This is a genomic window from Flavobacterium sp. IC2-16 (genome assembly GCF_055521455.1).
The window spans coordinates 140,665-163,962 of the sequence record NZ_CM145480.1 but is presented as its reverse complement, the minus strand read 5'-3'; the positions used below and the strand labels follow the sequence as shown (position 1 = coordinate 163,962).

Genomic DNA, 23,298 nt, shown 5'->3' with positions numbered 1-23,298 from the left:
AGCCCCGGGTGTAGTGGCACGAAGTAGAACGAAAAACGGGAACTGCGCTTAGCAATCAAAACCAAACCAATCGCTCCAAATCATAAAAAAGCCAATCATTACGATTGGCTTGGAGGTCGTTAGGGTAATGATTGTTAATTTTTTAAATTTTGATAATAGTCACAACAAGTATTTATTGGGCATAAATCGCATTTTGGATTTGTAGGTCTGCAAATTTCTCGACCTAAAAACGAAATGGACATACCAATTTCTCCCCATATTTCTTTTGGTAAAACTTGCATAAGCTGTTTTTCGACTTTATTTCCATCCTTGGATTCGGTAATTAAACCAACTCGTGGTGCCACTCTAATTACATGAAGATCAGCTATAATGCCTTCTGCTGGCGCTTGCATTTCACGCATAATTACGTTTGCAGATTTTCGACCAATGCCTTTTAATGCTACAAGGCTTTCTAGGGTTAAAGGGATATTCTTATCATCTTTAAGTTGTTGCGCTATTTCTATAATCCAACTGGCTTTAGTTCCAAAATTTCGAACTTTTGAAATATGTGGTAGTAGGGCATCAATATTTGAAACGGCTAGACTTTTCAGATTTGGATAAGATTCAAATAAAGCTGGAGCTATTTTATTGATATTAGCATCTGAATCTTGAGCGGATAAAATGACCATTATCATTAATTGGTACAGATTATCATACTCCAATGGATGTTTTTTTCCTTTATATTTTTGTATTAGAGGCTCTAAATTTGCTGCCCAATCGGTTGTATTATCAAATAGACTCATCTTTTATTTTTTATGGAAATCTAAAGATAAAGAATTTACACAATATCTAACTCCTGTTTGTGTGGGTCCATCATTAAAAATATGACCTAAATGACCACCACATTTTGAGCAAAGAATTTCAACCCTTAGCATATCATGTGAAGTGTCTTTTACATATTCGATTTTTCCAGGTAGCGATTCGTCAAAGGAAGGCCATCCACAATGCGATTCAAATTTCGAATTGCTCTCAAATAGTGGTTCACCACATGCACCACAACAATACGTTCCATTTTCAAAATGGAGGTTGTATTTTCCGGAATGTGGGTATTCTGTCCCTTTTTGACGTAAAATATGGTACTTTTCTTCGCCGAGTTCAGATTTCCATTGTTCTTCTGATTTTTCTATTGAATGACTCATTTTTTTGCTGGAATAAATTTTATGGATACAGAATTAGTACAAAATCTTTTTCCGGTTGTTTTTGCGGGTCCGTCATCAAACACATGGCCGAGGTGACCACCACATTTTGCACAAGTTACCTCAGTTCTTTCCATACCAAAACTGGTGTCATTATGATAAACAACAGATCCTTTAATAGCTTGATCAAAAGAAGGCCAACCACATTCTGAATCAAATTTTGCATCGGAAGAAAACAGTGGATTGTTACATGCAGCACAAACATACGTGCCTTTTTCAAAATGTTTCCAATATTCACCAGTAAAGGCTCTTTCTGTCCCTTTTTGACGTAAAACTTCGTATTGTTCTGGTGTGAGTTTTGCTTTCCATTCTGCTTCCGTTTTAGGTAAAGCATTTGTCGAAGCGGTTTGTTTTTTCTTATTATCCTGACTTTGACAAGAAATAAAAAAACTTAACGTAATTAATAAAACAATGTTTTTCATAATCTTACTGAATAAATTTTGTAATTTTTTTTATGACTTTATTATCTCCTAAGATTTTTCGATGTCCTAATTCATGAGTTATCATTAATTCACCATTTGTAAGGTGTTGATGAATATGATGGGCCGCAGAAACTGGAACATCTTCATCGTTTAAATCATGAATAACTAAAACTGGAATTGAAATCTCTTTTGCAGCTATATACGCAGAATAATCGTTCATGGTTTCACCAAGTTTATTTTCAAAATCAGATTTCATCCGTTTAGCAATATTTGGTTTGAGATTTAATTTTTGAACAAAATCATTCATTATATCTTCGACCACATCTCCACTTCCAATAATTATTGCTTTTTTTACATTTAACCCTTTTTTTATAGCATTTAAAACCGTCATTCCTCCCAAAGAATGTCCAATAGCAAATTCAAAAGGGCCAAACTGTTTTTCCAATTGTAAAACTGCTGCAATAAATTCTTTCATATTACTGGTTTTACCAGGTGCTTTTCCATGTCCCGGAGCATCAAAGCTTATGGTTGAAAATCCCATATTTACCAGTTCATCGGCAATTTTGACTAACTGTGTACCTCTACCAGACCAACCATGTACTAATAATATTTTTTTTTCAGCAGTTCCATATTGATATACCATGATGTCTTTCTTGATGCTATCAATATGAACTAACTTTTGAGTACTGTTAACATCCATGCTAATTTCTCGCTTTGGTAACTTATGTCGCATAGGTGTTGTAAATAGCTTGATAGCAAATGCAGTAGCCAATTTCGGTGAGGCTAATTCAAACATTTTAGCAGTAAATAAAATGCTTTTTGGTATTTTAATTGTTTGTTGGTGTTTGACTTCTTTCATTGAATGTAAAAATATACTGCAAGTTACTCCATTCTTCAAAAACCAAATGATAAATAATTCTTAAATGTATTTTGGCATTTTATTTGTATCAAAAAAAAAAGAATATTTTGTACCTTTATTAACAATCATAATAGGACAATTCCTTAATTTTGTTTACTAAAAATCTTACGTTATGAATTTAAAATCAGGATTAATAATTGCCGGAACATTAGCACTAGTGGTTTCGTGTGCTAAAAATCCATTTACAGGAAAAACAACAATGGCTTTGGTGCCCAATAGTGAAATATTTCCATCGTCTTTTCAACAGTACAATCAGTTCTTAGGAGAAAATAAAGTTATTAAAGGAACTAAGGATGCTCAACGTGTTGAAAATGTTGGAATGAAAATCAAAGTTGCTGCAGAAAAATGGTTAAATGCCAATGGATATGAAGGTTACTTGAAAGATTATAAATGGGAATACAATTTGGTTGACAGTAAAGATGTTAATGCTTGGTGTATGCCAGGGGGGAAAATTGTTTTCTATACAGGTATTATGCCAATTTGTAAAGATGATGCTGGTATGGCAACTGTAATGGGGCATGAAGTTGCTCACGCATTGGCAAATCACGGTCAGCAACGTATGAGCGCCGGAATGTTACAACAATTAGGAGCTGTAGGAGTTGGTGTAGCAACTGGTGGTAAAAGTGAAGAAACACAACAAATTGCTATGACTGCTTATGGAGCAACTACACAAATAGGTGGTATGTTACCTTTTAGTCGTGCTCATGAAAGTGAAGCTGATATGATTGGTTTAACGTTAATGGCTATTGCAGGATATAACCCAGATACTGCAGTTGCATTTTGGGAAAGAATGTCGGCGAACGCAGGCGGTCAAAAACCACCAGAATTTATGAGTACGCACCCATCAGATGCAACTCGTATTGCAAAAATTAAGGAGTTAGTTCCTCAAGCTAAAGCTGAAGCTGCTAAATTTGGAGTTAAGTTTTAACTAGAAAAAAATATGTATATTCGAATCCCGATGTTTGTCGGGATTTTTTTATTTTATAAAAACTATGAAACAACTAGAAAAAGGAAGTGCTAAATTATTAAATGCTTGGGCTTCTTACGATTGGGCTAATTCAGTTTACAGCTTGGTAATTGCTTCGGCAATATTTCCAATTTATTATGGACAATTGTTTAAAGAAAAAGGTAGTTTAGAAATTGAAGTTTTTGGTACGACTCTTAAAAATACAGCATTAATAAGTTTTGTTACAGCCACTGCTTTTTTAGTGGTAGCATTTATGTCGCCACTATTGTCTGGGATTGCCGATTATGTTGGAAACAAGAAAATGTTTATGCGTTTTTTTTGTTATTTGGGGGCTATTTCATGTATAGGACTTTGTTGGTTTAGCTTAGATAATATTTATTTCAGCCTAGCTTGTTTTTTCTTTGGGTTGATTGGTTTTTGGGGAAGTTTGGTTTTTTACAATTCGTATTTGCCTGATGTAGCTTTTAAAGAACAACAAGACCGTGTTAGTGCCAGAGGGTATTCCATGGGATACATTGGTAGTGTTATTTTGTTGGTAATTAATCTATTAATGGTAATGAAGCCAGACTGGTTTTTAATTTCTGGAACTGAAGGAGAAAAAGCCATGAAAGCTATGCGATATTCTTTTATTTCCGTTGGAGTTTGGTGGATTGCCTTTAGTCAGTATGCATTTTATTATTTGCCTGTTGGAAATAAAAACCAAAAAATTCATTCAGCAGTAATTTTTAACGGATTTAAAGAATTAAAAAAAGTATGGCATCAATTAGAACATAATGTGGTTTTGAAGAGATATTTAACAGGCTTTTTTGTTTATAGTATGGCTGTTCAGACCGTTATGTTAGTCGCAACTTATTTTGGTGAGCAAGAAATTGCATGGTCTAGCGATTCGGAAAAAACTACAGGTTTAATTACCAGTATATTAGTCATTCAGTTGGTTGCAGTTGTAGGGGCTATTTTGACTTCAAGGGCTTCTGAAAAATTTGGGAACATCAAAACACTTATTTTTATCAATTGCATTTGGGTGGTAATTTGTTGTGTTGCTTTTTTTGTTGAAACACCATTACATTTTTATATAACAGCTGGTTTTGTTGGTTTGGTTATGGGTGGAATTCAATCGTTATCACGTTCTACCTATTCTAAATTTCTACCAGAAACAGAAGATACTGCTTCCTTTTTTAGTTTTTATGATGTAGCTGAAAAAATAGGTATAGTTATCGGTATGGCACTGTACGGTATTATTGATCAAATAACCGGAAGTATGCGTAATTCAATTGTTTTTTTAGCTTTATTTTTCATCACAGGTGTGATATTATTATTGCGTGTGCCAAAAAAATAATTTCAAATGAAAAATAATAGTATATTTGGGAAATTTTAATAAAAACCAAATCATAATAAAATGAAAAAAATAAGATTAGTTGCTCTTTTTGTTGCTGTTATATCAGCCTTTTCATTGATTTCATGTAATGATATTGAACCTCTTGATCCGGCACTTTCTGGAAGTACAGGAGGCGGTGGAGGCGGCTCTTCTGCATCTGGTGATTATTGGCCTGCAGCGGTGAACAACCAATGGACTATGGAAACAAATGGTAGTTTGCAAAATCCTTTGAAAATGATAGGAACAAGTACTTTTGGCGGAGCGACTTATTATAAATTTTCTCAACAGTCTAATGGCGCTGTTACTGGTGCTACAACATGGTTGAATAAATCTAACGGAGTTTATAAATTGAAGACTGGCGATATAAATCTTAATGTTGGGGGTATTACAGGTACTCAAACAGGATATGAGATGATTATATTGAAAGATAATATTGCTGTAGGACAGTCTTGGAGCGGTACTTATAATCAAACCACTACATATACAGGTATTCCTGAAATTGTTCAAACAACTGATTATACAGGTACTATTGAAGAAAAAGGAATAACAGTTACAGTTGATGGTGAAACCTATACTAATGTTATCAAGGTTCATATTTATCAAGAAACAACTTCTCCAGGTTCTTTATCGATAGTTAATACAGATTATTGGTATGCAAAAAATGTTGGACCTATTAAAAGTGTTACTTACAGTGGTAGCGGAACTTATACAAGTATTCTAGTGGATTATATATTACACTAAAATATTTTTCAAAGCTTTGAAAACCCGAAAGTAATTTCGGGTTTTTTTATGGCATAAAGATTGACTTATACTAAGAAAGAATTTCAATAAAACGTAAATTTGTATTGATATTCAGTTAAATAGCGAAAAATCATTTATAATCGCTATACCCAGTTTCTAATCATTAAATGACAAAAAGTCGTAAAAATACTATGTCAAATCAAAAAATACTTACTCTTGACAACTTGTCACTTCAGGAGATTGATACCGATGCCGAATTAATTCCGTTATTAACTCCGGAAGACGAAGAAGAGATGAATAATGAATCGCTACCCAGCGATATTGCTATATTGCCTTTGCGTAATACAGTTTTATTTCCCGGTGTTGTAATTCCAATTACTGCGGGTCGTGATAAATCTATTAAATTAATAAACGATGCCAATTCTCACGGTAAAGTGATTGGTGTGGTTTCTCAAAAAGACGAAGAAGTAGAAAATCCTACGGCTAACGATATCAATACAGTTGGAACTGTTGCCCGAATTTTACGCGTTCTAAAACTTCCTGATGGGAATACAACCGTAATTCTTCAAGGAAAAAAACGATTTGAAATTGATACTATTACTGCCGAAGAACCGTATCTAACCGCTACTATTAAAGAAGTTGAGGAGAAACGTCCAACGGCAAAAGATAAAGAATTTCAAGCTATTGTTGAGTCGATTAAAGAATTGGCTATACAAATCATTCGTGAAAGCCCAAACATTCCTACTGAGGCTACTTTCGCTATTAAAAACATTGAAAGCAATCCGTTTTTAATCAATTTTGTTTCTTCAAATATGAACTTAAGTGTTCATGAAAAGCAAAACTTATTATCCATTAATAATTTAAAAGAAAGAGCTCTGGAAACGCTTCGTTTTATGAATATAGAACAGCAAAAATTAGAGCTTAAAAACGATATTCAATCTAAAGTTCGTTTCGATTTAGATCAACAACAACGCGAATATTTTCTTCAACAGCAAATGAAAACCATTCAAGAAGAATTGGGTGGTGTTTCACACGATCAAGAAATTGAAGAAATGCGTATTAAGGCAAAGTCTAAAAAATGGAACGAAAAAACGGCAAAGCATTTTGATAAAGAAATTGCTAAGTTGCAACGAATGAATCCGCAATCACCAGATTTTTCAATTCATAGAAATTATTTGGAATTGTTTTTAGAATTGCCTTGGAATGAATATTCTAAAGATAAATTCGATCTTAAAAATGCCCAAAAAATATTAGATCGTGACCATTTTGGTTTAGAAGATGTCAAGAAACGCATTATTGAACATTTAGCTGTTTTAAAATTGCGAAACGACATGAAATCGCCTATCATTTGTTTGTATGGACCTCCGGGAGTTGGAAAAACATCCATCGGAAAATCCATTGCTGAAGCATTAGGCAGACAATACGTGCGTATGTCGTTGGGAGGTTTACGTGATGAAGCAGAAATTCGAGGACACCGTAAAACCTATATCGGAGCTTTACCAGGAAGAATATTGCAAAATATTAAGAAAGCAGGTACTTCGAATCCGGTTTTTGTTTTAGATGAAATCGATAAATTATCGTCAAGTTTTAACGGCGACCCTTCATCGGCATTACTGGAAGTTTTGGATCCGGAGCAAAATTCAGATTTCTATGATAATTTCTTAGAAATGGGTTACGACTTGTCGAAAGTAATGTTCATTGCTACGTCAAATAGTTTGTCTACTATTCAACCTGCGTTACGTGACCGTATGGAAGTAATCCATGTAAACGGTTATACTATTGAGGAGAAAATTGAAATTGCGAAACAACACTTATTACCAAAGCAATTAAAGGAGCATGGTTTAACGGCAAAAGATTTGCAAATTGGGAAAAAGCAATTGGAAAAAATTGCTGTAGGCTATACACGTGAATCGGGCGTTCGTAATTTAGAAAAGAAAATTGCTTCAATGGTTAGAGATGCTGCTAAATCGATTGCTCTTGAAGAAGAATATCATAAAAAAGTTACCGAAGAAGATATTATTAGAGTATTAGGAGCTCCTCGTTTGGAACGCGATAAGTATGAAAATAACGAAACAGCTGGAGTAGTAACTGGTTTAGCTTGGACAAGTGTTGGTGGCGATATTTTATTTATTGAATCGATTATTTCCAAAGGAAAAGGAAATATGACCATGACAGGTAATTTAGGAACAGTAATGAAGGAATCGGTTACGATTGCTTTAGAGTATATAAGAGCAAATGCAGAAGCATTAGGTATTAATCCGGATGTATTAGCCAATTATAATGTGCACATTCATGTGCCTGAAGGTGCTACACCAAAAGATGGTCCAAGTGCAGGTGTGGCAATGTTAACATCACTGGTTTCTAGTTTTACGCAAAGACGAGTAAAGAAAAGTATTGCAATGACGGGAGAAATTACGCTTCGAGGAAAAGTGCTTCCGGTTGGTGGTATTAAAGAAAAGATTCTTGCAGCAAAACGCGCCAACATCAAAGAAATAATTCTTTGCCATGAAAATAAGCGTGATATTGATGAAATTAAAGCAGAATATCTAGACGGATTAACGTTCCATTATGTGGATAAAATGAGTGAAGTGTTGGATATTGCAATCACAAATCAGAAAGTGAAAAACGCTAAAAAATTATAAAGGTTAAATAGTAATTGAACGATTCCAATTTATTTATAAGTTGGAATCGTTTTTTTGTATAAAACCATTTATAATTTTATCTTCGCAAATGCGTTATACACTCAGAAACGAAAACAATGTTTAAAAAACAGTTTTATTTTTTTCTTCTACTTATTTGTGTCAAAGGATTTGGACAGATAGGAGGGAAATATACCTACCAGTTTCTGAATTTAGTTACATCGCCAAGGCAAGCGGCATTAGGGGGGAAGATCCTTACTATTTATGACCAAGATGTAAATCAGGCGATATACAATCCTGCGACTATTAATCCGAAAATGGATAATCATTTATCGGTAAATTATGGAAGTTATTTTGGAGAAGTAACCTATGGAACGGCTGCTTATGCTTATACCTGGGATAGACATCTGCAAACCCTTCATGTGGGAGTAAACTACGTGAATTACGGAAATTTTGATGGTTATGACGAAAATGGTCAGCAAACCTCGAGTTTTACAGGTAGTGAAATGGCGCTTTCTTTTGGGTATGGATATAACATCCCGTGGACCAAAATATATTTGGGTGCAAATGCTAAAGTAATTTCTTCAACATTAGAAAGTTATAATTCCTTTGGAGCTGCTGTAGATGTTGGTGCGTTATACGTAGACGATAAAAACGATATCAATGTTGCAATTGCTGTTCGAAATGTTGGAATGCAAATTACTACGTATGCTGGCTTGCAAGAGAAATTGCCTTTGGAAGTTATTGCTGGTGTTTCTCAACAACTTGAAAATGTGCCTTTAAGATGGCATCTTACTCTAGAAAATTTGCAGCAATGGAAAATTGGGTTTAGCAATCCAAACCGCGCTGAACAGACTATAGACGGCCCCGCAAAAGAAGAAAAAGTTGGGTTTGTTAATAATGCGTTTCGTCATGTTATTGTTGGAGCCGAATTGTTTCCTGAGAAAAGTTTTAATGTTCGATTGAGTTATAACTTTCGAAGAGGACAGGAACTTAAGATAGTGGATCAAAGAAATTTTTCTGGAATTTCTGCTGGTTTCGGACTTCGTTTTAACAAAGTGAAATTCGATTATTCCTATTCAAGATATACTGTTGCAGCAAACATGAGTTTGTTCGGATTGACAATTAATTTGCAGTAAGATGAAAACTGTTTATTTGATTTTGATAGGCTTTATAATGCAAAGCACTATAGCGCAAACTAAATTAGGAAGTTGGGATTTCAAAAAAGAAACCTGGGTTCAATTGGAGCGCGATGAAAAAGGGTATTTAATTTATAAACCATGTCAGGGCGAAATAAATCAAATCGAAATCCAGAATGAGGAGATGGTTATTCATTGGACTAACGACGATCCTGAATATTTTGAAATTGATGAATTGATTGTTGATGCGTCACAATCTTTCGTCAGTATTGCTTTTAGCGGTTCTTTTGGACGAAAAGGTGTAGCAAATGTAAAAATTGCGGACAACGGAAAAGGAATCTTTTACTGGAGACTTTTGTTTGAAGGGAATTCCAATGATAGTAACGTATCAGAAATTAAATGGGTTATGACAACGAAAAATCGCAAGAGAACCTTTCGATTGATTAGCCAATCCTGTGTGGATAAAACACAAAAAGAAAAAACATTTTTACCTGTAGAATTTTAATTAAAAAACCATTGAAAAAAATTACTATTGCCATAGACGGATTTTCATCAACCGGAAAAAGTACTTTAGCTAAGCAGTTAGCCAAAGAACTTGGGTATGTATATGTAGATACTGGAGCCATGTATCGTGCAGTAACTTATTATGCAATGCAAAATGGTTTTGTTTCTGAATCGCATTTGGATAAAACTAATTTAGTGGCGAGTTTGCCTAAAGTACAATTGGAATTTCGTTTTAATGAAAACTTGGGTTTTGCTGAGATGTTTTTAAACGGAATTAATGTTGAAAACGAAATACGAACTTTAGACGTGTCTCGTTTGGTTAGTAAAGTTGCCGAAATTTCAGAAGTTCGTGCAAAACTAGTCGAGCAACAACAGCAAATGGGAAAAAATAAGGCTATAGTTATGGATGGTCGTGACATTGGTACAGTTGTTTTTCCAGATGCCGAATTGAAGGTGTTTATGACGGCCAGTGCTGAAACCCGAGCGCAACGTCGCTTTGATGAACTTGTGGATAAAGGACAATTGGTTACTTTTCAAGAAGTGCTTCAAAATGTAAAAGAACGTGATTACATTGACACCAACCGTGAAGATTCGCCACTTGTAAAAGCAGAGAATGCCATTGTGGTTGATAATTCATCTTTAAGTAAAGACGAGCAGTTTTACTTAATTCTTTCCCTAGCCAAAGAGAAATTAAACTAATATCATTTTTATCCAAAATAAATAACTGAAAAGCTTAATTTATTTTGGATATTTTGTTTTTAGTATTAGATTTACGGGCTATTTATTTACCAAAAATTACTATGAATATTAAATTTAGATTGACTCTGATGAGTTTTCTCCAGTTCTTTGTTTGGGGAGCTTGGTTGATTACGGTGGGGAATTATTGGTTTGCTACCAAGCAATGGAGTGGAGCAGAGTTTGGGGCGATTTTTTCTACCTTGGGACTTTCGTCTATTTTAATGCCGGCGTTAACAGGAATTATTGCAGATAGATGGATAAACGCCGAACGTTTATACGGTGTTTTGCATATTTTAGGCGGGTTAGCATTAGCGTATATTCCGCAAGTAGATAATCCAACTAGTTTTTTCTGGGTAATTTTCGCTGCAATGCTTTGCTATATGCCAACCATTTCGCTTTCAAATTCAATTGGGTATACCATTTTGAAGAACAATCAGTTTGATGTAGTAAAAGTTTTCCCGCCAATTCGAGTGTGGGGAACTGTAGGTTTTATTGTGGCCATGTGGATAACCAATTTAACGGGTAATAAAGCTTCGGCAAATATGTTCTATATTTCAGCAATTTCAGCTGTAATATTAGGAATCTACTCGTTTACATTGCCAGCATGCGAACCGCAAAATAAAACGTCTAAAGATGCTTCTTTGGTACAATCGTTAGGATTGAACGCGTTTAAATTATTTGCAGATTACAAAATGGCATTGTTTTTTATATTTTCCATGTTTTTAGGTGCGGCTTTGCAATTAACCAATATGTATGGTGATACGTTCCTTTCCGATTTTGAAAAAATGCCGGAATATGCCGATTCATTCGTGGTGAAATATTCGACAATCATTATGTCGATTTCTCAAATTTCTGAAACCTTATTCATTTTAGCAATTCCGTTTTTCTTGAAGCGTTTTGGTATTAAACAAGTTATGTTGATTTCGATGTTGGCTTGGGTATTGCGTTTTGGTTTATTTGGTTTTGGAAATCCCGCAGAAGGATTATGGATGATTATTTTGTCGTGCATAGTTTACGGAATGGCATTCGATTTCTTTAATATTTCAGGTTCGTTATTTGTTGAAACTACTACAGATTCAAAAATCCGTTCTTCGGCACAAGGATTGTTCATGATGATGACTAATGGATTTGGAGCAGTATTAGGAAGTTCGATTAGCGGATATTTAATTGATAAATATTTTACTCAAGACGGTGTTAAAGATTGGCACCATATCTGGATTACATTTGCAATTTATGCGCTGGTTATTGCTGTAGCCTTTGCAATTATGTTTAAACACAAGCACAATCCTAAGGATGTTGAAAATGTAGCTCATTAATATACAAACCCGATATTTTATCGGGTTTTTTGTTGGCTGAAAAACAATACAATTCCCAGTTAGCCCCGATGGAAGCAAGCTACCGTGTAGCGCGTACAGCGGGAACTACGTTTCCCAAAATACCAGAACCATTCGCTTAGTCTAGTCTTTTTAGATTATTAGATCTTTAGACTTCTTGGATTTTTAGACAGATACTTAGATTTATTTGCTATTTGCTATTTGTTTTTTTGGATGCTACTATTAAGATTTCTTAGACTTCTTAGATTCTTAGACTTTTTTAGATTTTTAGACAGATATTTAGAGTTATCTAACAATCTAACAATCTAACAATCTAACAATCTAACTTATCTAACTTGTCTAAACCATCTAACTTATCTAAACCATCTAACGAGTCTAAGGAGTCTAAGGAGTCTAACTTTTCTAAGAAGTCTAATAATTCTTTGGTAATTAAATAATTATTTGTACTTTTGCGCACCTTTTGGCGAGAAGTGTTTCCTTTAGGTATCAACAATTTATATGTAAAACGCTTCTGTTTTTTCTAACGCATTACGAAACACGAGGAAAGCAGAATACAAATTTTTAATCAGACATGTCTGAAATTAACAAAACACAAGAAGAGTTTTTAGCGAATTTTAACTGGCACAACTTCGAAGAAGGTATTGATGCTGTAGATGCTCAGAACTTAAAAGAATTCGAAGATTTAGTTGCTAAAACTTTCATTTCTACAGATGCTGAAGAGGTAGTAGAAGGAGTTGTAGTTAGAATCACTGAAAGAGACGCTATCGTTGACATCAACGCTAAATCTGAAGGTGTTATCTCTTTAAACGAGTTCCGTTACAATCCAAACTTAAAAGTTGGAGACAAAGTAGAAGTATTAATCGACGTTCGTGAGGACAAATCAGGTCAGTTAGTATTATCGCACAGAAAAGCACGTACAATCAAAGCTTGGGATAGAGTTATTTCTGCTAATGAAACTGGAGAAATCGTTAACGGTTTCGTAAAATGCAGAACTAAAGGTGGTATGATCGTTGACGTATTCGGAATCGAGGCTTTCTTGCCAGGTTCTCAAATCGACGTGAAACCTATCCGTGATTACGATCAATATGTAAACAAAACTATGGAGTTCAAAGTTGTGAAAATCAACCATGAGTTCAAAAACGTTGTTGTTTCTCACAAAGCGCTTATCGAAGCTGATATTGAAGTACAGAAAAAAGAAATCATCGGTCAATTAGAAAAAGGACAAGTATTAGAAGGTGTTGTTAAAAACATTACTTCTTACGGTGTGTTCATTGACTTAGGAGGTGTAGACGGATTAATCCACATCACTGACTTATCTTGGTCAAGAATCAACCACCCATCTGAAGTTCTTGAATTAGACCAAAAACTTAACGTGGTAATCCTTGATTTCGATGATGAGAAAACAAGAATTCAATTAGGTTTAAAACAATTAAACGCTCACCCTTGGGATGCTTTAGATGCTAACTTAGCTGTTGGTGATAAAGTGAAAGGTAAAGTAGTAGTTCTTGCTGACTACGGTGCTTTCATCGAAGTTGCTGAAGGTGTTGAAGGTTTAATCCACGTTTCTGAAATGTCTTGGTCTACGCACTTGCGTTCAGCTCAAGATTTTGTAAAAGTTGGAGATGTTGTTGAGGCAGTTATCTTAACTTTAGACAGAGACGAAAGAAAAATGTCTTTAGGTATCAAACAATTAACGCAAGATCCTTGGACTGATATTACTTCTAAATACCCAGTAGGTTCTAAACATACAGGTATCGTTAGAAACTTTACTAACTTCGGAATTTTCGTTGAGTTAGAAGAAGGAATCGACGGTTTAGTTTATATCTCTGACTTGTCTTGGACTAAGAAAATCAAACACCCATCTGAATTCGTTAACGTAGGTGACAAATTAGATGTTGTTGTATTAGAATTAGACGTAGAAGGACGTAAATTGTCTTTAGGTCACAAACAAACTACTGCTAACCCTTGGGATCAGTACGAAGATGCTTTCGCTGTTGGAACTATCCACAACGGAACTATCGCTGAAATCGTAGACAAAGGTGCTACTGTAGAATTTGGTGACGATATCGTTGCTTTCATTCCTACACGTCACTTGGAAAAAGAAGACGGTAAGAAATTGAAAAAAGGGGATACTGCAGACTTCAAAGTAATTGAGTTCAACAAAGAATTCAAAAGAGTAGTTGCTTCTCATACTGCTATCTTCCGTGAAGAAGAAGAGAAAAACGTGAAAGCTGCTGAGTCTAACAATGTAGCATCTTCTTCAAACAATGCTGAGAAATCAACTTTAGGTGATATCGATGCGTTAGCTGAATTAAAAGCTAGAATGGATAAAGGAGAGTAATCTTTAATATCTATAAATATTCAAAATCCCAACCGGAAACGGTTGGGATTTTTTATTTAATAATAAGAAAATATACTTGAAGTTTTATTTCGATATATTTGCATCTCGAATTATAGATTTTATGAAGAAAATTTACTTTTTATTAATTGTATTATTTGTTGCTTTTAAGGGTAAAGCACAAATTATTACTTTTCCGGATGCGAATTTTAAAGCAAAGTTGTTAGCAGCCACATCAACTAATTCAATTGCAAAAAATTTATCAGGGGCTTATTTTAAAATAGATGCGAATAATAACAATGAAATTGAAATTACAGAGGCACAGCAAGTTAAAGAACTTGATGTTTCTTATTCATCTATTTCTTCAATAGCTGGAATAGGTAATTTTACTAATTTGAGAGTGTTAAAAGTTGGTAACAATCAAATTGCCAACCTAGACCTTGAAGCCCTCCCTAATCTTTATAACCTTGAGTGTATTTCCAATAATATGACTGCCATAAACGTTAATGGGTTATCCAGTTTAGGAAAATTAAATTGTGGTAATAATCATTTATCATCAATTGACTTTACACAAACCCCTCAACTTGGCTATTTTTGGTGTGGAGGGAATGATTTTACTTCTTTTGATTTGAGCAGCACACCTTATCTTATTTATTTTGATTGTAGTGATAATCATGTTACTTCTATAACAAATATGGGTAACTGTTCAAGTATGACCTTATTATCGATTCCAAATAATCAGATTTCAAATATTGACTTGTCAGGTCTTACTAATCTTGATAATTTTAATGGATCGAATAATCTGTTTTCTTCGGTTGATTTTAGCAATAATCAAAGGTTGTTGTACTTTTATTTAGATAATAATCCGAACCTTACATCAATATTCTTAAAAAACGGAAAGAACGAGAGTGCATTGAATTTTTCGGGATGTCCAAATTTAAGATATATCTGTGCTGATGATTCACAAGTTACTGCAATACAAGCTAAAGTTGCACAATATGCCTATACTTGTGAGGTAAACACTTATTGTTCCTTTGTTCCCGGAGGTATTTATTACACAGTTAATGGAATGTCTAAATTTGATTCAAATGCAAATGGTTGTGATGGTAATGATATTGCATTTCCAGCACTTCGATTAAATCATACCATTTCTGGAAATTTAGTGGGTTCTTATTTGGCAAATTTATCAGGAGGAAATTATTCAGTTCCGGTTCAAGCTGGCTCTCATGTTTTAACACCGGTTTTAGAAAACCCTTTATATTTTTCAATTTCGCCTTTATCTTTAAATGTTGATTTTCCTGCAACGCCAAGTCCGTTAATTCAAAATTTCTGTATAACCACTAATGGTATTCATCCCGATTTAGAAATTATTTTACTTCCGTTGGAAGTTGCAAGACCAGGTTTTAATTCAAAATATAAGATTATTTTTAAAAATAACGGAAATCAAATCCAATCTGGAACAGTTAAATTATCATTTAATGATGCGGTTATGGATTTGGTATCTTCTGTTCCGGCTGTTACATCACAAACAACCAATTATTTAACATGGGATTTTGCTAATTTAATTCCGTTTGAATCAAGGGAGATTTCTTTTATAATGAACTTAAATTCGCCTACCGATACACCACCATTAAACGGTGGTAGTGGATTGAGTTATGTTGCAAGTTTAATTACACTTGAAACTGATGAAACACCTTATAATAACAATTCTGCTCTAGATCAATTGGTTGTTAATTCGTACGATCCCAACGACAAAACCTGTTTAGAAGGTGCAAGTATTACGCCAAGCGAAGTAGGCGAGTATGTACATTATATGATTCGTTTTGAAAACACGGGAACCTATCCTGCACAAAACATTGTGGTAAAAGATATGGTAGACACCGCTAAGTTTGATGTAAGTACTTTAGTGCCAATTAAAGGAAGTCATGATTTTTATACCAGAATTAACGGGAACAAAGTAGAATTCATTTTCGAAAACATCAACTTACCGTTTGATGATGCCAACAACGATGGGTATGTGGCTTTTAAAATTAAAACCTTGCCGTCGTTAGTTAATGGCGATACATTTAGTAATACAGCAAGTATTTATTTCGATTATAATTTTCCTATTGTAACCAATACGGCTACAACAACAATTCAGACGTTGAGCACGCAAGATTTCGAATTCGGACAGTATTTCAGTTTGTACCCGAATCCGGTAAGTAATACGCTGAATATTCAGACCAAACAAACGCTTGAAGTGAATTCTATTAGTATTTACAATCAGTTAGGACAATTGGTTATAGTAGTACCTAGCGTTCAAAATGTTAAGACAGTTGATGTTTCCAGTTTAGCATCAGGAAATTATTTTATCAAGATTACTTCAGATAAAGGAACGTCTAATACTAGGTTTATTAAAAAATAATTTATTACAACATATTCAAGAATCCCAACCGGAAATGGTTGGGATTTTTTTTACAAGTAACGCAACCAAATCCAACTTTTGCATCTTAATATTTGTAGTTATAAGTATACACCATGAAAAAAATCTATTCTTTATTATTTCTATTTTGCTTTATAGCAATTTCAAAAGCTCAAATTATAAATTTTCCTGATGCGAATTTTAAGGCAAAGTTGATTGCTTCAGGAGTTGATACAAATTTAGATGGAGAGATTGATCAAAATGAAGCGCAGGATTTTACAATGCCATTACATGTAGACAACTCTAATATTTTAAGTTTATCGGGTATTGAATATTTTTCTAATATTACTGGGCTGAATTTTTCTCATAATCAGGTTTCTAATGTCGATATTTCGAATTTAATAAATATTCAATATTTAGAATGTAGTTACAATCAATTGGTAGATCTTAATGTAACTAACTCTAATTTTTTATGGCAAATAACTTGTGATCATAATATCTTGAATAATCTTAATGTGTCAAATTGTCCACAATTGAGATCGTTAGATGCTAATTCAAATTTAATAAGCAGTTTGCAATTAATAAATGTGCAACAATTACAGCAATTAAACTTGTCAAGTAGTCATTTAACTACAATTGATTTAAGTGATATGATTAATTTACAAATATTTGATTGTGTAGCAAATGAGTTTTTAACTTCGTTATTTATTAAAAATGGAAAAAATCAAGTTGTAACACTTTATGGTTGTACTAACTTGGAATACATATGTGCGGATGAAACTGAAATCGCAAGTGGAAGTGATGGATATTTAAGTGGTTATCCAAGTACTTGTTCATTAAATTCTTATTGTTCATTTGTTCCTGGTGGAGTATTTTATACTATGGAAGGGAATACAAGATTCGATAGTGATAATAATGGTTGTGATTTAACCGATATCATTGTTCCGAATTTAAGATTTAATATTACCAATGGAACCATTACAGGTGGTTTAATTTCAAATACTTCTGGAAATTATTCAATTCCTGTTCAGGCCGGAACACATACTATAACACCTATTTTGGAGAATCCTTCCTATTTTAATGTTTCACCCGCATCAGTATCGGCAACATTTCCAACGCAAGCAAGTCCTTTTTCTCAAGATTTCTGTATTACAGCCAATGGAGTACGAAAGGATTTAGAGGTTGTTTTATTGCCAACAACTCCTGCAATGCCTGGCTTTGAAAGTAATTATGTTTTAACGTATAGAAATAAAGGAAATCAGACGCAATCAGGAACAATTTCTATGACCTTTGAAGATTCCAAAATGAACTTAGTTTCCGCTACTCCCGTATGTACTAGTCAAATGATAAATAATTTAAGTTGGGATTTTACTAATTTGCAACCTTTTGAAAGTCGTGTTGTTTCTTTTACAATGCTTTTAAATGCTTCTACTGATTCACCTTCAATTAATATTGGTGATCAATTGAATTTTTCAGCTATAATAAGTCCAACGGTAGGTGATGAATTACCATACGACAATACTTCTTCAATCAAACAAATTGTTGTAGGAGCGTACGATCCCAACGACAAAACCTGTTTAGAAGGTGCAACACTTTCTCCAAGCGAAGTAGGTGAGTATGTACATTATATGATTCGTTTTGAAAATACAGGAACCTATCCTGCACAAAACATTGTGGTGAAAGACATGATAGACACCGCTAAGTTTGATGTAAGTACTTTAGTGCCAATTAAAGGAAGTCATGATTTTTATACCAGAATTAATGACAATAAAGTGGAATTTATTTTCGAAAACATCAACTTACCGTTTGATGATGCCAACAACGATGGGTATGTGGCTTTTAAAATTAAAACCTTACCGTCGTTAGTTAATGGCGATACATTTAGTAATACAGCAAGTATTTATTTCGATTATAATTTTCCTATTGTAACCAATACGGCTACAACAACAATTCAGGCCTTGAGTACGCAAGATTTCGAATTCGGACAGTATTTCAGTTTGTACCCGAATCCGGTAAGTAATATGCTGAATATTCAAACCAAACAAACGCTTGAAGTGAATTCTATTAGTATTTACAATCAGTTAGGACAATTGGTTATAGTAGTACCTAGCGCTCAAAATGTTAAGACAGTTGATGTTTCCAGTTTAGCATCAGGAAATTATTTTATCAAGATTACTTCAGATAAAGGAACGTCTAATACTATGTTTATAAAGAAATAAAGTATTAACTAATTTTATATAAAATCCCGAAAGCAAATAGTTTTCGGGATTTTTTCATTTTTTAAAACCATGAATACAATTCTCTCGTAAATGACTGTATAAAACAATTAAAAAAAACATTTATGAAAACTTCAAAATTAGTATTACTTGCTTTAGTAACCTTTTTTGCATTTACAGCAACCTCAACATTTGCTCAAAAAACTGTTATGGTGGGTGGTGCGCCTATGTATCCTACTAAAAACATTGTTGAAAATGCAGTAAACTCAAAGGATCATACAACATTAGTAGCTGCTGTTAAAGCTGCTGGTTTAGTTGAAACTTTAAAATCTGCAGGTCCTTTTACCGTTTTTGCTCCAACCAATGCAGCTTTTGAAAAACTACCTGCCGGAACGGTAGAAACACTTTTAAAGCCTGAAAATTTAAAAATGCTACAAACCATATTAACATACCATGTGGTAGCTGGAAAAATGAATGCAAAAGATATTGCAAAAGCTATAAAAATGGGTAACGGAAAAGCTGTATTAAAAACCGTTAGTGGCGGAACATTAACAGCATGGATGAAAGGGAACGATTTATATATAACCGATGAAAACGGAAATAGCGCTAAAGTTACTATTGCCGATGTTAATCAATCTAATGGAGTAATTCACGTAGTTGACACTGTGGTTTTACCAAAATCGTAAGCAAATGTTCTATTAAAAAGGCCGACATTAATGTCGGCCTTTTTTTTATCTTAAAGTAGCTCCAATTTCTTTTTCAAAATTTTGTTGAAGTTTACTCATTATTTTGTCAATCTGAGTATCGGTTAGTGTTTTCGAATTGTCTTGAAGCGTAAAACTAACGGCATACGATTTTTTACCTTCCGGAAGGTTTTTACCTTCATACACATCAAACAAATTCACATCTTTTAGTAACGATTTTTCTGTTTGTTTGGCAATAGTGTACACTTGTTCAAATTGAATGCTAGAATCAAGTAATAAAGCTAAATCACGTCGTACTTCTGGATATTTAGGAATATCTGTGAATTTTATTTTAGTCGAAATTAATTTCAGGATAGCGCCCCAGTTAAAATCGGCATATAGAACCTCTTGTTTAATATCAAAATGTTTTAAAATGCTTTTCTTAACGGTACCAAATTCTACAATAGTTTCGGCACCGATATTTAATGAAGTTCCTTCAGCAAATACATCGTTCTCAATTGGTTTTGTTACCGATTTTGTAATTCCTAATCGAGACAAGATACCGTTGATGTACCCTTTAAATAAGAAGAAACCAGATGCTTTTTCAGGTGTTGTCCATGTTTCCATCAAACGGTTTCCAGTTACAAAAAGCGTTAAGTGTTTGTCTTCTTCATAGCCAGAAGGCATTTTGTGATATGTTTTTCCGAATTCAAATAATTTCAAATCCGAATTTTTACGATTGATGTTGTAAGATACCGCTTCTAATCCACTAAATAATAACGATTGACGCATAGCCGACAAATCATTACTCAATGGGTTTAGCATCATTACGTTGAATTCTTCTTTCAGTTTATCCGACAAAGAAACATATTCTGGTGTCGTTAATGAATTAGCCATCATTTCATTGAAACCGTTAGAAACTAACTGGTTTGCAATGATGTTTTGAACTTTATAATCTTCAGTACGTGACGAATTCGAAATAGAGGCATTAAGCTTTGTAGTAAACCCAATGTTATTGTAGCCATAAACACGTAAGATCTCTTCAATAACATCAATTTCACGCTGAACATCAACACGATACGCAGGAATAATTAATCCTAAACCGGCATCGGATACGCTATTAACTTTAATGTCTAATGAAACTAATATTTTTTTGATTGTTTCTTTCGGAATTTCCTGACCGATTATTTTGTTAACATTATCGAAGTTCAATACCACTGAAAAATCTTCAATTTTTTTAGGGTATAAATCGATAATATCGGAAGTGATTTCACCACCAGCAACCTCTTGAATTAATAGAGCAGCTCTTTTAAGTGCATATTCTGTAATTGTTGGGTCGATACCTCTTTCAAATCGGAATGATGCATCAGTACTCAAGGTGTGACGCTTCGCAGTTTTACGAACCGAAACAGGATTGAAGTATGCGCTTTCCAAGAAAATAGCAGTAGTGTTTTCGCTAACGCCAGAATTCTTTCCGCCAAATACACCAGCAATACACATTGGTCCGCTTTCATCACAAATCATTAAATCTTCTTCGTGTAGTGTGCGTTCAATATCATCTAAAGTTGTGAACTTTGTTCCAGCAGGAACTGTTTTTACAACAACTTTATTTCCTTTTATTTTAGCAGCATCAAAAGCATGTAAAGGCTGACCTAATTCGTGTAAAACATAATTGGTTACGTCTACAATATTGTTTTTAGGTGTTAAGCCAATTGCTTTTAAGCGGTTTTGAAGCCAATTTGGAGATGGTTTTACCGTGATCCCCGAAATGGTTACACCACAATATCTTGGTGCTAATTTAGCATCTTCAACTTTAATGTCAATTTTTAGTGTTCTTTTTTCCACTTTAAACTTACTTACCGAAGGTGTCATTAGCTCAGAGTGGTTAATTCCTTTTTGAGTTAATCCGGCACGTAAATCACGAGCAACGCCCCAATGACTCATAGCGTCTGCACGATTGGGTGTTAATCCAATTTCAAATACTTCATCATTTTCAATGTTAAAAACTTTAGAAGCTGGAGTACCCGGAACAAGTTTTTCATCTAAAATCATGATACCATCATGGCTTTCTCCTAATCTTAGTTCGTCTTCGGCACAAATCATTCCGTGACTTTCTTCACCGCGAATTTTACCTTTTTTAATTTCAAAAGCATTCCCGTCTTTATCATACAATTTGGTTCCAATAGTAGCAACAGGAACTTTTTGTCCGATAGCCACATTCGGTGCACCACATACAATCTGTACAGGGGCTTCTCCGCCAATATCTACAGTAGTAACTCGAAGTTTATCAGCATTGGAATGTTGCACGCAAGTAAGAACGTGTCCTACAACAACACCTTCCAATCCTCCTTTAAGACTTTGGTATTTTTCAACGCCTTCAACTTCTAAACCTAAATCGGTTAATAAAGATGCTGTTTCTTCTGAGTTCCAGTCGATTTTAATAAATTGTTTTAACCAGTTGTATGATATGCGCATTTTGGTATCGTTTTATAAGTGTGCAAAGATAATAATTGTACTGAATTTTAAGAAGGTTTTCTTGTAAATAAGCATAAAAAAACAGCTCGTTTTTGCGAACTGTTTTTGTTTGTTTAGGAGTTGATTTTTTACTTTTTTAGGAAAGCCAATAATCCATTAAAATAGGTGTTTTGATCATCGTAAAAAGCCATATGACTGCCTTTTGGACAATAAAGGTAAGAGCCGTTAGGTAGTTGTTTCGACATAGACTCCATATAGTTGGGATCCATAGTGTCGTATTTTGCGCCAACAACCAGAGTTGGAATGCTAATAGTTTTTAGTTTATCGAAACAGCTCCATTTTTCCAATTTGCCAGATATACCAAATTCGCTTGGCCCTTGCATGGTAACATAAAGTGACTGATTCATTTTACCAAAAGAACGGTTCATAGGTTCTGGCCAATCTTTTAATGGAATTCTGCAAATGTGTTTGTTGTAGAAATTGGGTAATAACAGCTCCATGTATTTAGGATTTGTAAAATCTTTATTGGCTTCAATATCACGAATTTGTTTTAAAACCTCAGGATTCATTTGTTTGGCTAATACGTCATCAGCATATTTGCCGTATGCCGGAGCATCAGCCATCATATTAGAGATAATTAGCCCTTTCATGTTATCCTGATATTTGAGTGCGTATTCCATTGCAAGAATTCCGCCCCATGAATGTCCTAGAAGGTAAAAGTTGTCTTTCGTTAAATTTAAAGCTTTTCTAACTTGCTCTAATTCTTCAACATAACGTGGTAAATCCCACATTGCTACATCGTTTGGATTGTCGGAATTTCCACAACCTAATTGATCGTAATAAATAAATTCGATGCCTTCGGCTGGAAGAAAGCTTTCAAAACACTCAAAATATTCGTGAGTTGCTCCCGGACCACCATTTAATAAAAGCACTTTAACTTTAGGATTATTGCCTATTCGTTTGGTCCAAACATTGAATGTTCCTTTAGGCGTTTCAATGGGAATCATTTTTATGCCTCCAGTTTGAATGGAATCGTTGCTATTTTCGAAATAATCACTTTTTTGAGTAATTTGCTTTTCACTGTTTCTGTTGCAATTACTAAATAAAATTGCAATTACTAGAATGATAACTGTTGTTGAAATTTTTCGTGTCATGTTGTTGTGATTTTGTTT

19 protein-coding genes are annotated in these 23,298 nt (G+C 34.1%); 12 read left to right on the top strand and 7 right to left on the bottom strand.

Annotated elements, in window-relative coordinates; all coding sequences use genetic code 11:
• Positions 1–134 precede the first annotated feature (134 nt).
• Genes ACZ1JT_RS00715 through ACZ1JT_RS00700 form a run of 4 tightly spaced genes read right to left on the bottom strand, consistent with a single transcriptional unit; the run spans position 135 to position 2,516 of the window.
• Positions 135–782, bottom strand: a complete 648-nt coding sequence (locus tag ACZ1JT_RS00715) for an endonuclease III domain-containing protein (protein WP_465094260.1) — start codon at positions 780–782, stop codon at positions 135–137.
• A gap of 3 nt (positions 783–785) precedes the next feature.
• Complete coding sequence (gene msrB / locus ACZ1JT_RS00710; RefSeq protein ID WP_465094259.1) at positions 786–1,178, bottom strand: peptide-methionine (R)-S-oxide reductase MsrB; 393 nt, start codon at positions 1,176–1,178, stop codon at positions 786–788.
• Complete coding sequence (msrB, locus tag ACZ1JT_RS00705) at positions 1,175–1,657, bottom strand: peptide-methionine (R)-S-oxide reductase MsrB (RefSeq protein ID WP_465094258.1); 483 nt, start codon at positions 1,655–1,657, stop codon at positions 1,175–1,177. The genes msrB (ACZ1JT_RS00710) and msrB (ACZ1JT_RS00705) overlap by 4 nt, the downstream gene beginning before the upstream one ends.
• A 4-nt stretch (positions 1,658–1,661) precedes the next feature.
• Positions 1,662–2,516 carry an alpha/beta fold hydrolase gene (locus ACZ1JT_RS00700; protein WP_465094257.1) on the bottom strand — a complete coding sequence of 285 codons (855 nt, stop codon included), beginning with the start codon at positions 2,514–2,516 and terminating at the stop codon, positions 1,662–1,664.
• A gap of 172 nt (positions 2,517–2,688) precedes the next feature.
• On the opposite strand from ACZ1JT_RS00700, the gene ACZ1JT_RS00695 reads away from it, so the two are divergent.
• The 8 genes from ACZ1JT_RS00695 to ACZ1JT_RS00660 all read left to right on the top strand — a co-directional run bounded on the left by ACZ1JT_RS00695 (position 2,689) and on the right by ACZ1JT_RS00660 (position 11,995).
• Positions 2,689–3,504 carry a M48 family metallopeptidase gene (locus tag ACZ1JT_RS00695; protein WP_465094256.1) on the top strand — a complete coding sequence of 272 codons (816 nt, stop codon included), beginning with the start codon at positions 2,689–2,691 and terminating at the stop codon, positions 3,502–3,504.
• A gap of 64 nt (positions 3,505–3,568) precedes the next feature.
• Positions 3,569–4,879 carry an MFS transporter gene (locus ACZ1JT_RS00690; protein WP_465094255.1) on the top strand — a complete coding sequence of 437 codons (1,311 nt, stop codon included), beginning with the start codon at positions 3,569–3,571 and terminating at the stop codon, positions 4,877–4,879.
• 60 nt (positions 4,880–4,939) lie between these two features.
• The gene (locus ACZ1JT_RS00685) at positions 4,940–5,659 is read left to right on the top strand and encodes a hypothetical protein (protein ID WP_465094254.1); all 720 of its coding nucleotides are present in this window, start codon (positions 4,940–4,942) and stop codon (positions 5,657–5,659) included.
• A 191-nt stretch (positions 5,660–5,850) separates the two neighbouring features.
• The gene (gene lon, locus ACZ1JT_RS00680; protein WP_465094253.1) at positions 5,851–8,301 is read left to right on the top strand and encodes an endopeptidase La; all 2,451 of its coding nucleotides are present in this window, start codon (positions 5,851–5,853) and stop codon (positions 8,299–8,301) included.
• A 116-nt stretch (positions 8,302–8,417) separates the two neighbouring features.
• Positions 8,418–9,437: a type IX secretion system protein PorQ gene (porQ, locus tag ACZ1JT_RS00675; RefSeq protein WP_465094252.1), complete on the top strand. Its 1,020-nt coding sequence runs from the start codon at positions 8,418–8,420 to the stop codon at positions 9,435–9,437.
• Position 9,438: 1 nt separating this feature from the next.
• On the top strand, positions 9,439–9,942 hold the full coding sequence (locus ACZ1JT_RS00670; RefSeq protein WP_465094251.1) for a hypothetical protein: 504 nt from the start codon (positions 9,439–9,441) through the stop codon (positions 9,940–9,942).
• 11 nt (positions 9,943–9,953) lie between these two features.
• On the top strand, positions 9,954–10,640 hold the full coding sequence (gene cmk, locus ACZ1JT_RS00665) for a (d)CMP kinase (RefSeq protein WP_465094250.1): 687 nt from the start codon (positions 9,954–9,956) through the stop codon (positions 10,638–10,640).
• A gap of 101 nt (positions 10,641–10,741) precedes the next feature.
• Positions 10,742–11,995, top strand: a complete 1,254-nt coding sequence (locus ACZ1JT_RS00660; protein ID WP_465094249.1) for a nucleoside permease — start codon at positions 10,742–10,744, stop codon at positions 11,993–11,995.
• A 331-nt stretch (positions 11,996–12,326) separates the two neighbouring features.
• On the opposite strand, the gene ACZ1JT_RS00655 is transcribed toward ACZ1JT_RS00660, so the two are convergent.
• A complete protein-coding gene (locus ACZ1JT_RS00655; RefSeq protein WP_465094248.1) occupies positions 12,327–12,470 on the bottom strand; it encodes a hypothetical protein in 144 nt (47 codons plus the stop codon).
• 114 nt (positions 12,471–12,584) lie between these two features.
• Here ACZ1JT_RS00655 and rpsA point away from each other — a divergent pair, with 114 nt between their 5' ends.
• The 4 genes from rpsA to ACZ1JT_RS00635 all read left to right on the top strand — a co-directional run bounded on the left by rpsA (position 12,585) and on the right by ACZ1JT_RS00635 (position 19,654).
• Positions 12,585–14,354 (top strand): 30S ribosomal protein S1, encoded by a 1,770-nt coding sequence (gene rpsA, locus ACZ1JT_RS00650; protein ID WP_465094247.1) that lies wholly within the window; start codon positions 12,585–12,587, stop codon positions 14,352–14,354.
• A gap of 121 nt (positions 14,355–14,475) precedes the next feature.
• Entirely contained in the window at positions 14,476–16,755 is a 2,280-nt protein-coding gene (locus ACZ1JT_RS00645; RefSeq protein ID WP_465094246.1) for a DUF7619 domain-containing protein, read from the top strand.
• Between the two features lie 113 nt (positions 16,756–16,868).
• Positions 16,869–18,971 (top strand): DUF7619 domain-containing protein, encoded by a 2,103-nt coding sequence (locus ACZ1JT_RS00640; protein ID WP_465094245.1) that lies wholly within the window; start codon positions 16,869–16,871, stop codon positions 18,969–18,971.
• 122 nt (positions 18,972–19,093) lie between these two features.
• On the top strand, positions 19,094–19,654 hold the full coding sequence (locus ACZ1JT_RS00635; protein ID WP_465094244.1) for a fasciclin domain-containing protein: 561 nt from the start codon (positions 19,094–19,096) through the stop codon (positions 19,652–19,654).
• A 45-nt stretch (positions 19,655–19,699) separates the two neighbouring features.
• Here the strand turns inward: ACZ1JT_RS00635 and pheT are convergent, their stop codons facing one another.
• A complete protein-coding gene (pheT, locus tag ACZ1JT_RS00630; protein ID WP_465094243.1) occupies positions 19,700–22,126 on the bottom strand; it encodes a phenylalanine--tRNA ligase subunit beta in 2,427 nt (808 codons plus the stop codon).
• 128 nt (positions 22,127–22,254) lie between these two features.
• Positions 22,255–23,280 carry a proline iminopeptidase-family hydrolase gene (locus tag ACZ1JT_RS00625; protein WP_465094242.1) on the bottom strand — a complete coding sequence of 342 codons (1,026 nt, stop codon included), beginning with the start codon at positions 23,278–23,280 and terminating at the stop codon, positions 22,255–22,257.
• Between the last annotated feature and the right edge of the window lie 18 nt (positions 23,281–23,298).

Excerpts from the sequence above, each read along its gene's own strand:
- ACZ1JT_RS00700 (WP_465094257.1), bottom strand. The coding sequence starts at position 2,516 with ATGAAAGAAGTCAAACACCAACAAACAATTAAAATACCAAAAAGCATT.
- ACZ1JT_RS00635 (WP_465094244.1), top strand. The coding sequence starts at position 19,094 with ATGAAAACTTCAAAATTAGTATTACTTGCTTTAGTAACCTTTTTTGCA.
- ACZ1JT_RS00640 (WP_465094245.1), top strand. The coding sequence starts at position 16,869 with ATGAAAAAAATCTATTCTTTATTATTTCTATTTTGCTTTATAGCAATT.
- ACZ1JT_RS00625 (WP_465094242.1), bottom strand. The coding sequence starts at position 23,280 with ATGACACGAAAAATTTCAACAACAGTTATCATTCTAGTAATTGCAATT.
- ACZ1JT_RS00715 (WP_465094260.1), bottom strand. The coding sequence starts at position 782 with ATGAGTCTATTTGATAATACAACCGATTGGGCAGCAAATTTAGAGCCT.
- porQ (WP_465094252.1), top strand. The coding sequence starts at position 8,418 with ATGTTTAAAAAACAGTTTTATTTTTTTCTTCTACTTATTTGTGTCAAA.
- pheT (WP_465094243.1), bottom strand. The coding sequence starts at position 22,126 with ATGCGCATATCATACAACTGGTTAAAACAATTTATTAAAATCGACTGG.
- ACZ1JT_RS00685 (WP_465094254.1), top strand. The coding sequence starts at position 4,940 with ATGAAAAAAATAAGATTAGTTGCTCTTTTTGTTGCTGTTATATCAGCC.
- msrB (WP_465094258.1), bottom strand. The coding sequence starts at position 1,657 with ATGAAAAACATTGTTTTATTAATTACGTTAAGTTTTTTTATTTCTTGT.
- ACZ1JT_RS00695 (WP_465094256.1), top strand. The coding sequence starts at position 2,689 with ATGAATTTAAAATCAGGATTAATAATTGCCGGAACATTAGCACTAGTG.
- msrB (WP_465094259.1), bottom strand. The coding sequence starts at position 1,178 with ATGAGTCATTCAATAGAAAAATCAGAAGAACAATGGAAATCTGAACTC.
- ACZ1JT_RS00645 (WP_465094246.1), top strand. The coding sequence starts at position 14,476 with ATGAAGAAAATTTACTTTTTATTAATTGTATTATTTGTTGCTTTTAAG.
- lon (WP_465094253.1), top strand. The coding sequence starts at position 5,851 with ATGTCAAATCAAAAAATACTTACTCTTGACAACTTGTCACTTCAGGAG.
- ACZ1JT_RS00690 (WP_465094255.1), top strand. The coding sequence starts at position 3,569 with ATGAAACAACTAGAAAAAGGAAGTGCTAAATTATTAAATGCTTGGGCT.
- ACZ1JT_RS00660 (WP_465094249.1), top strand. The coding sequence starts at position 10,742 with ATGAATATTAAATTTAGATTGACTCTGATGAGTTTTCTCCAGTTCTTT.
- ACZ1JT_RS00670 (WP_465094251.1), top strand. The coding sequence starts at position 9,439 with ATGAAAACTGTTTATTTGATTTTGATAGGCTTTATAATGCAAAGCACT.
- rpsA (WP_465094247.1), top strand. The coding sequence starts at position 12,585 with ATGTCTGAAATTAACAAAACACAAGAAGAGTTTTTAGCGAATTTTAAC.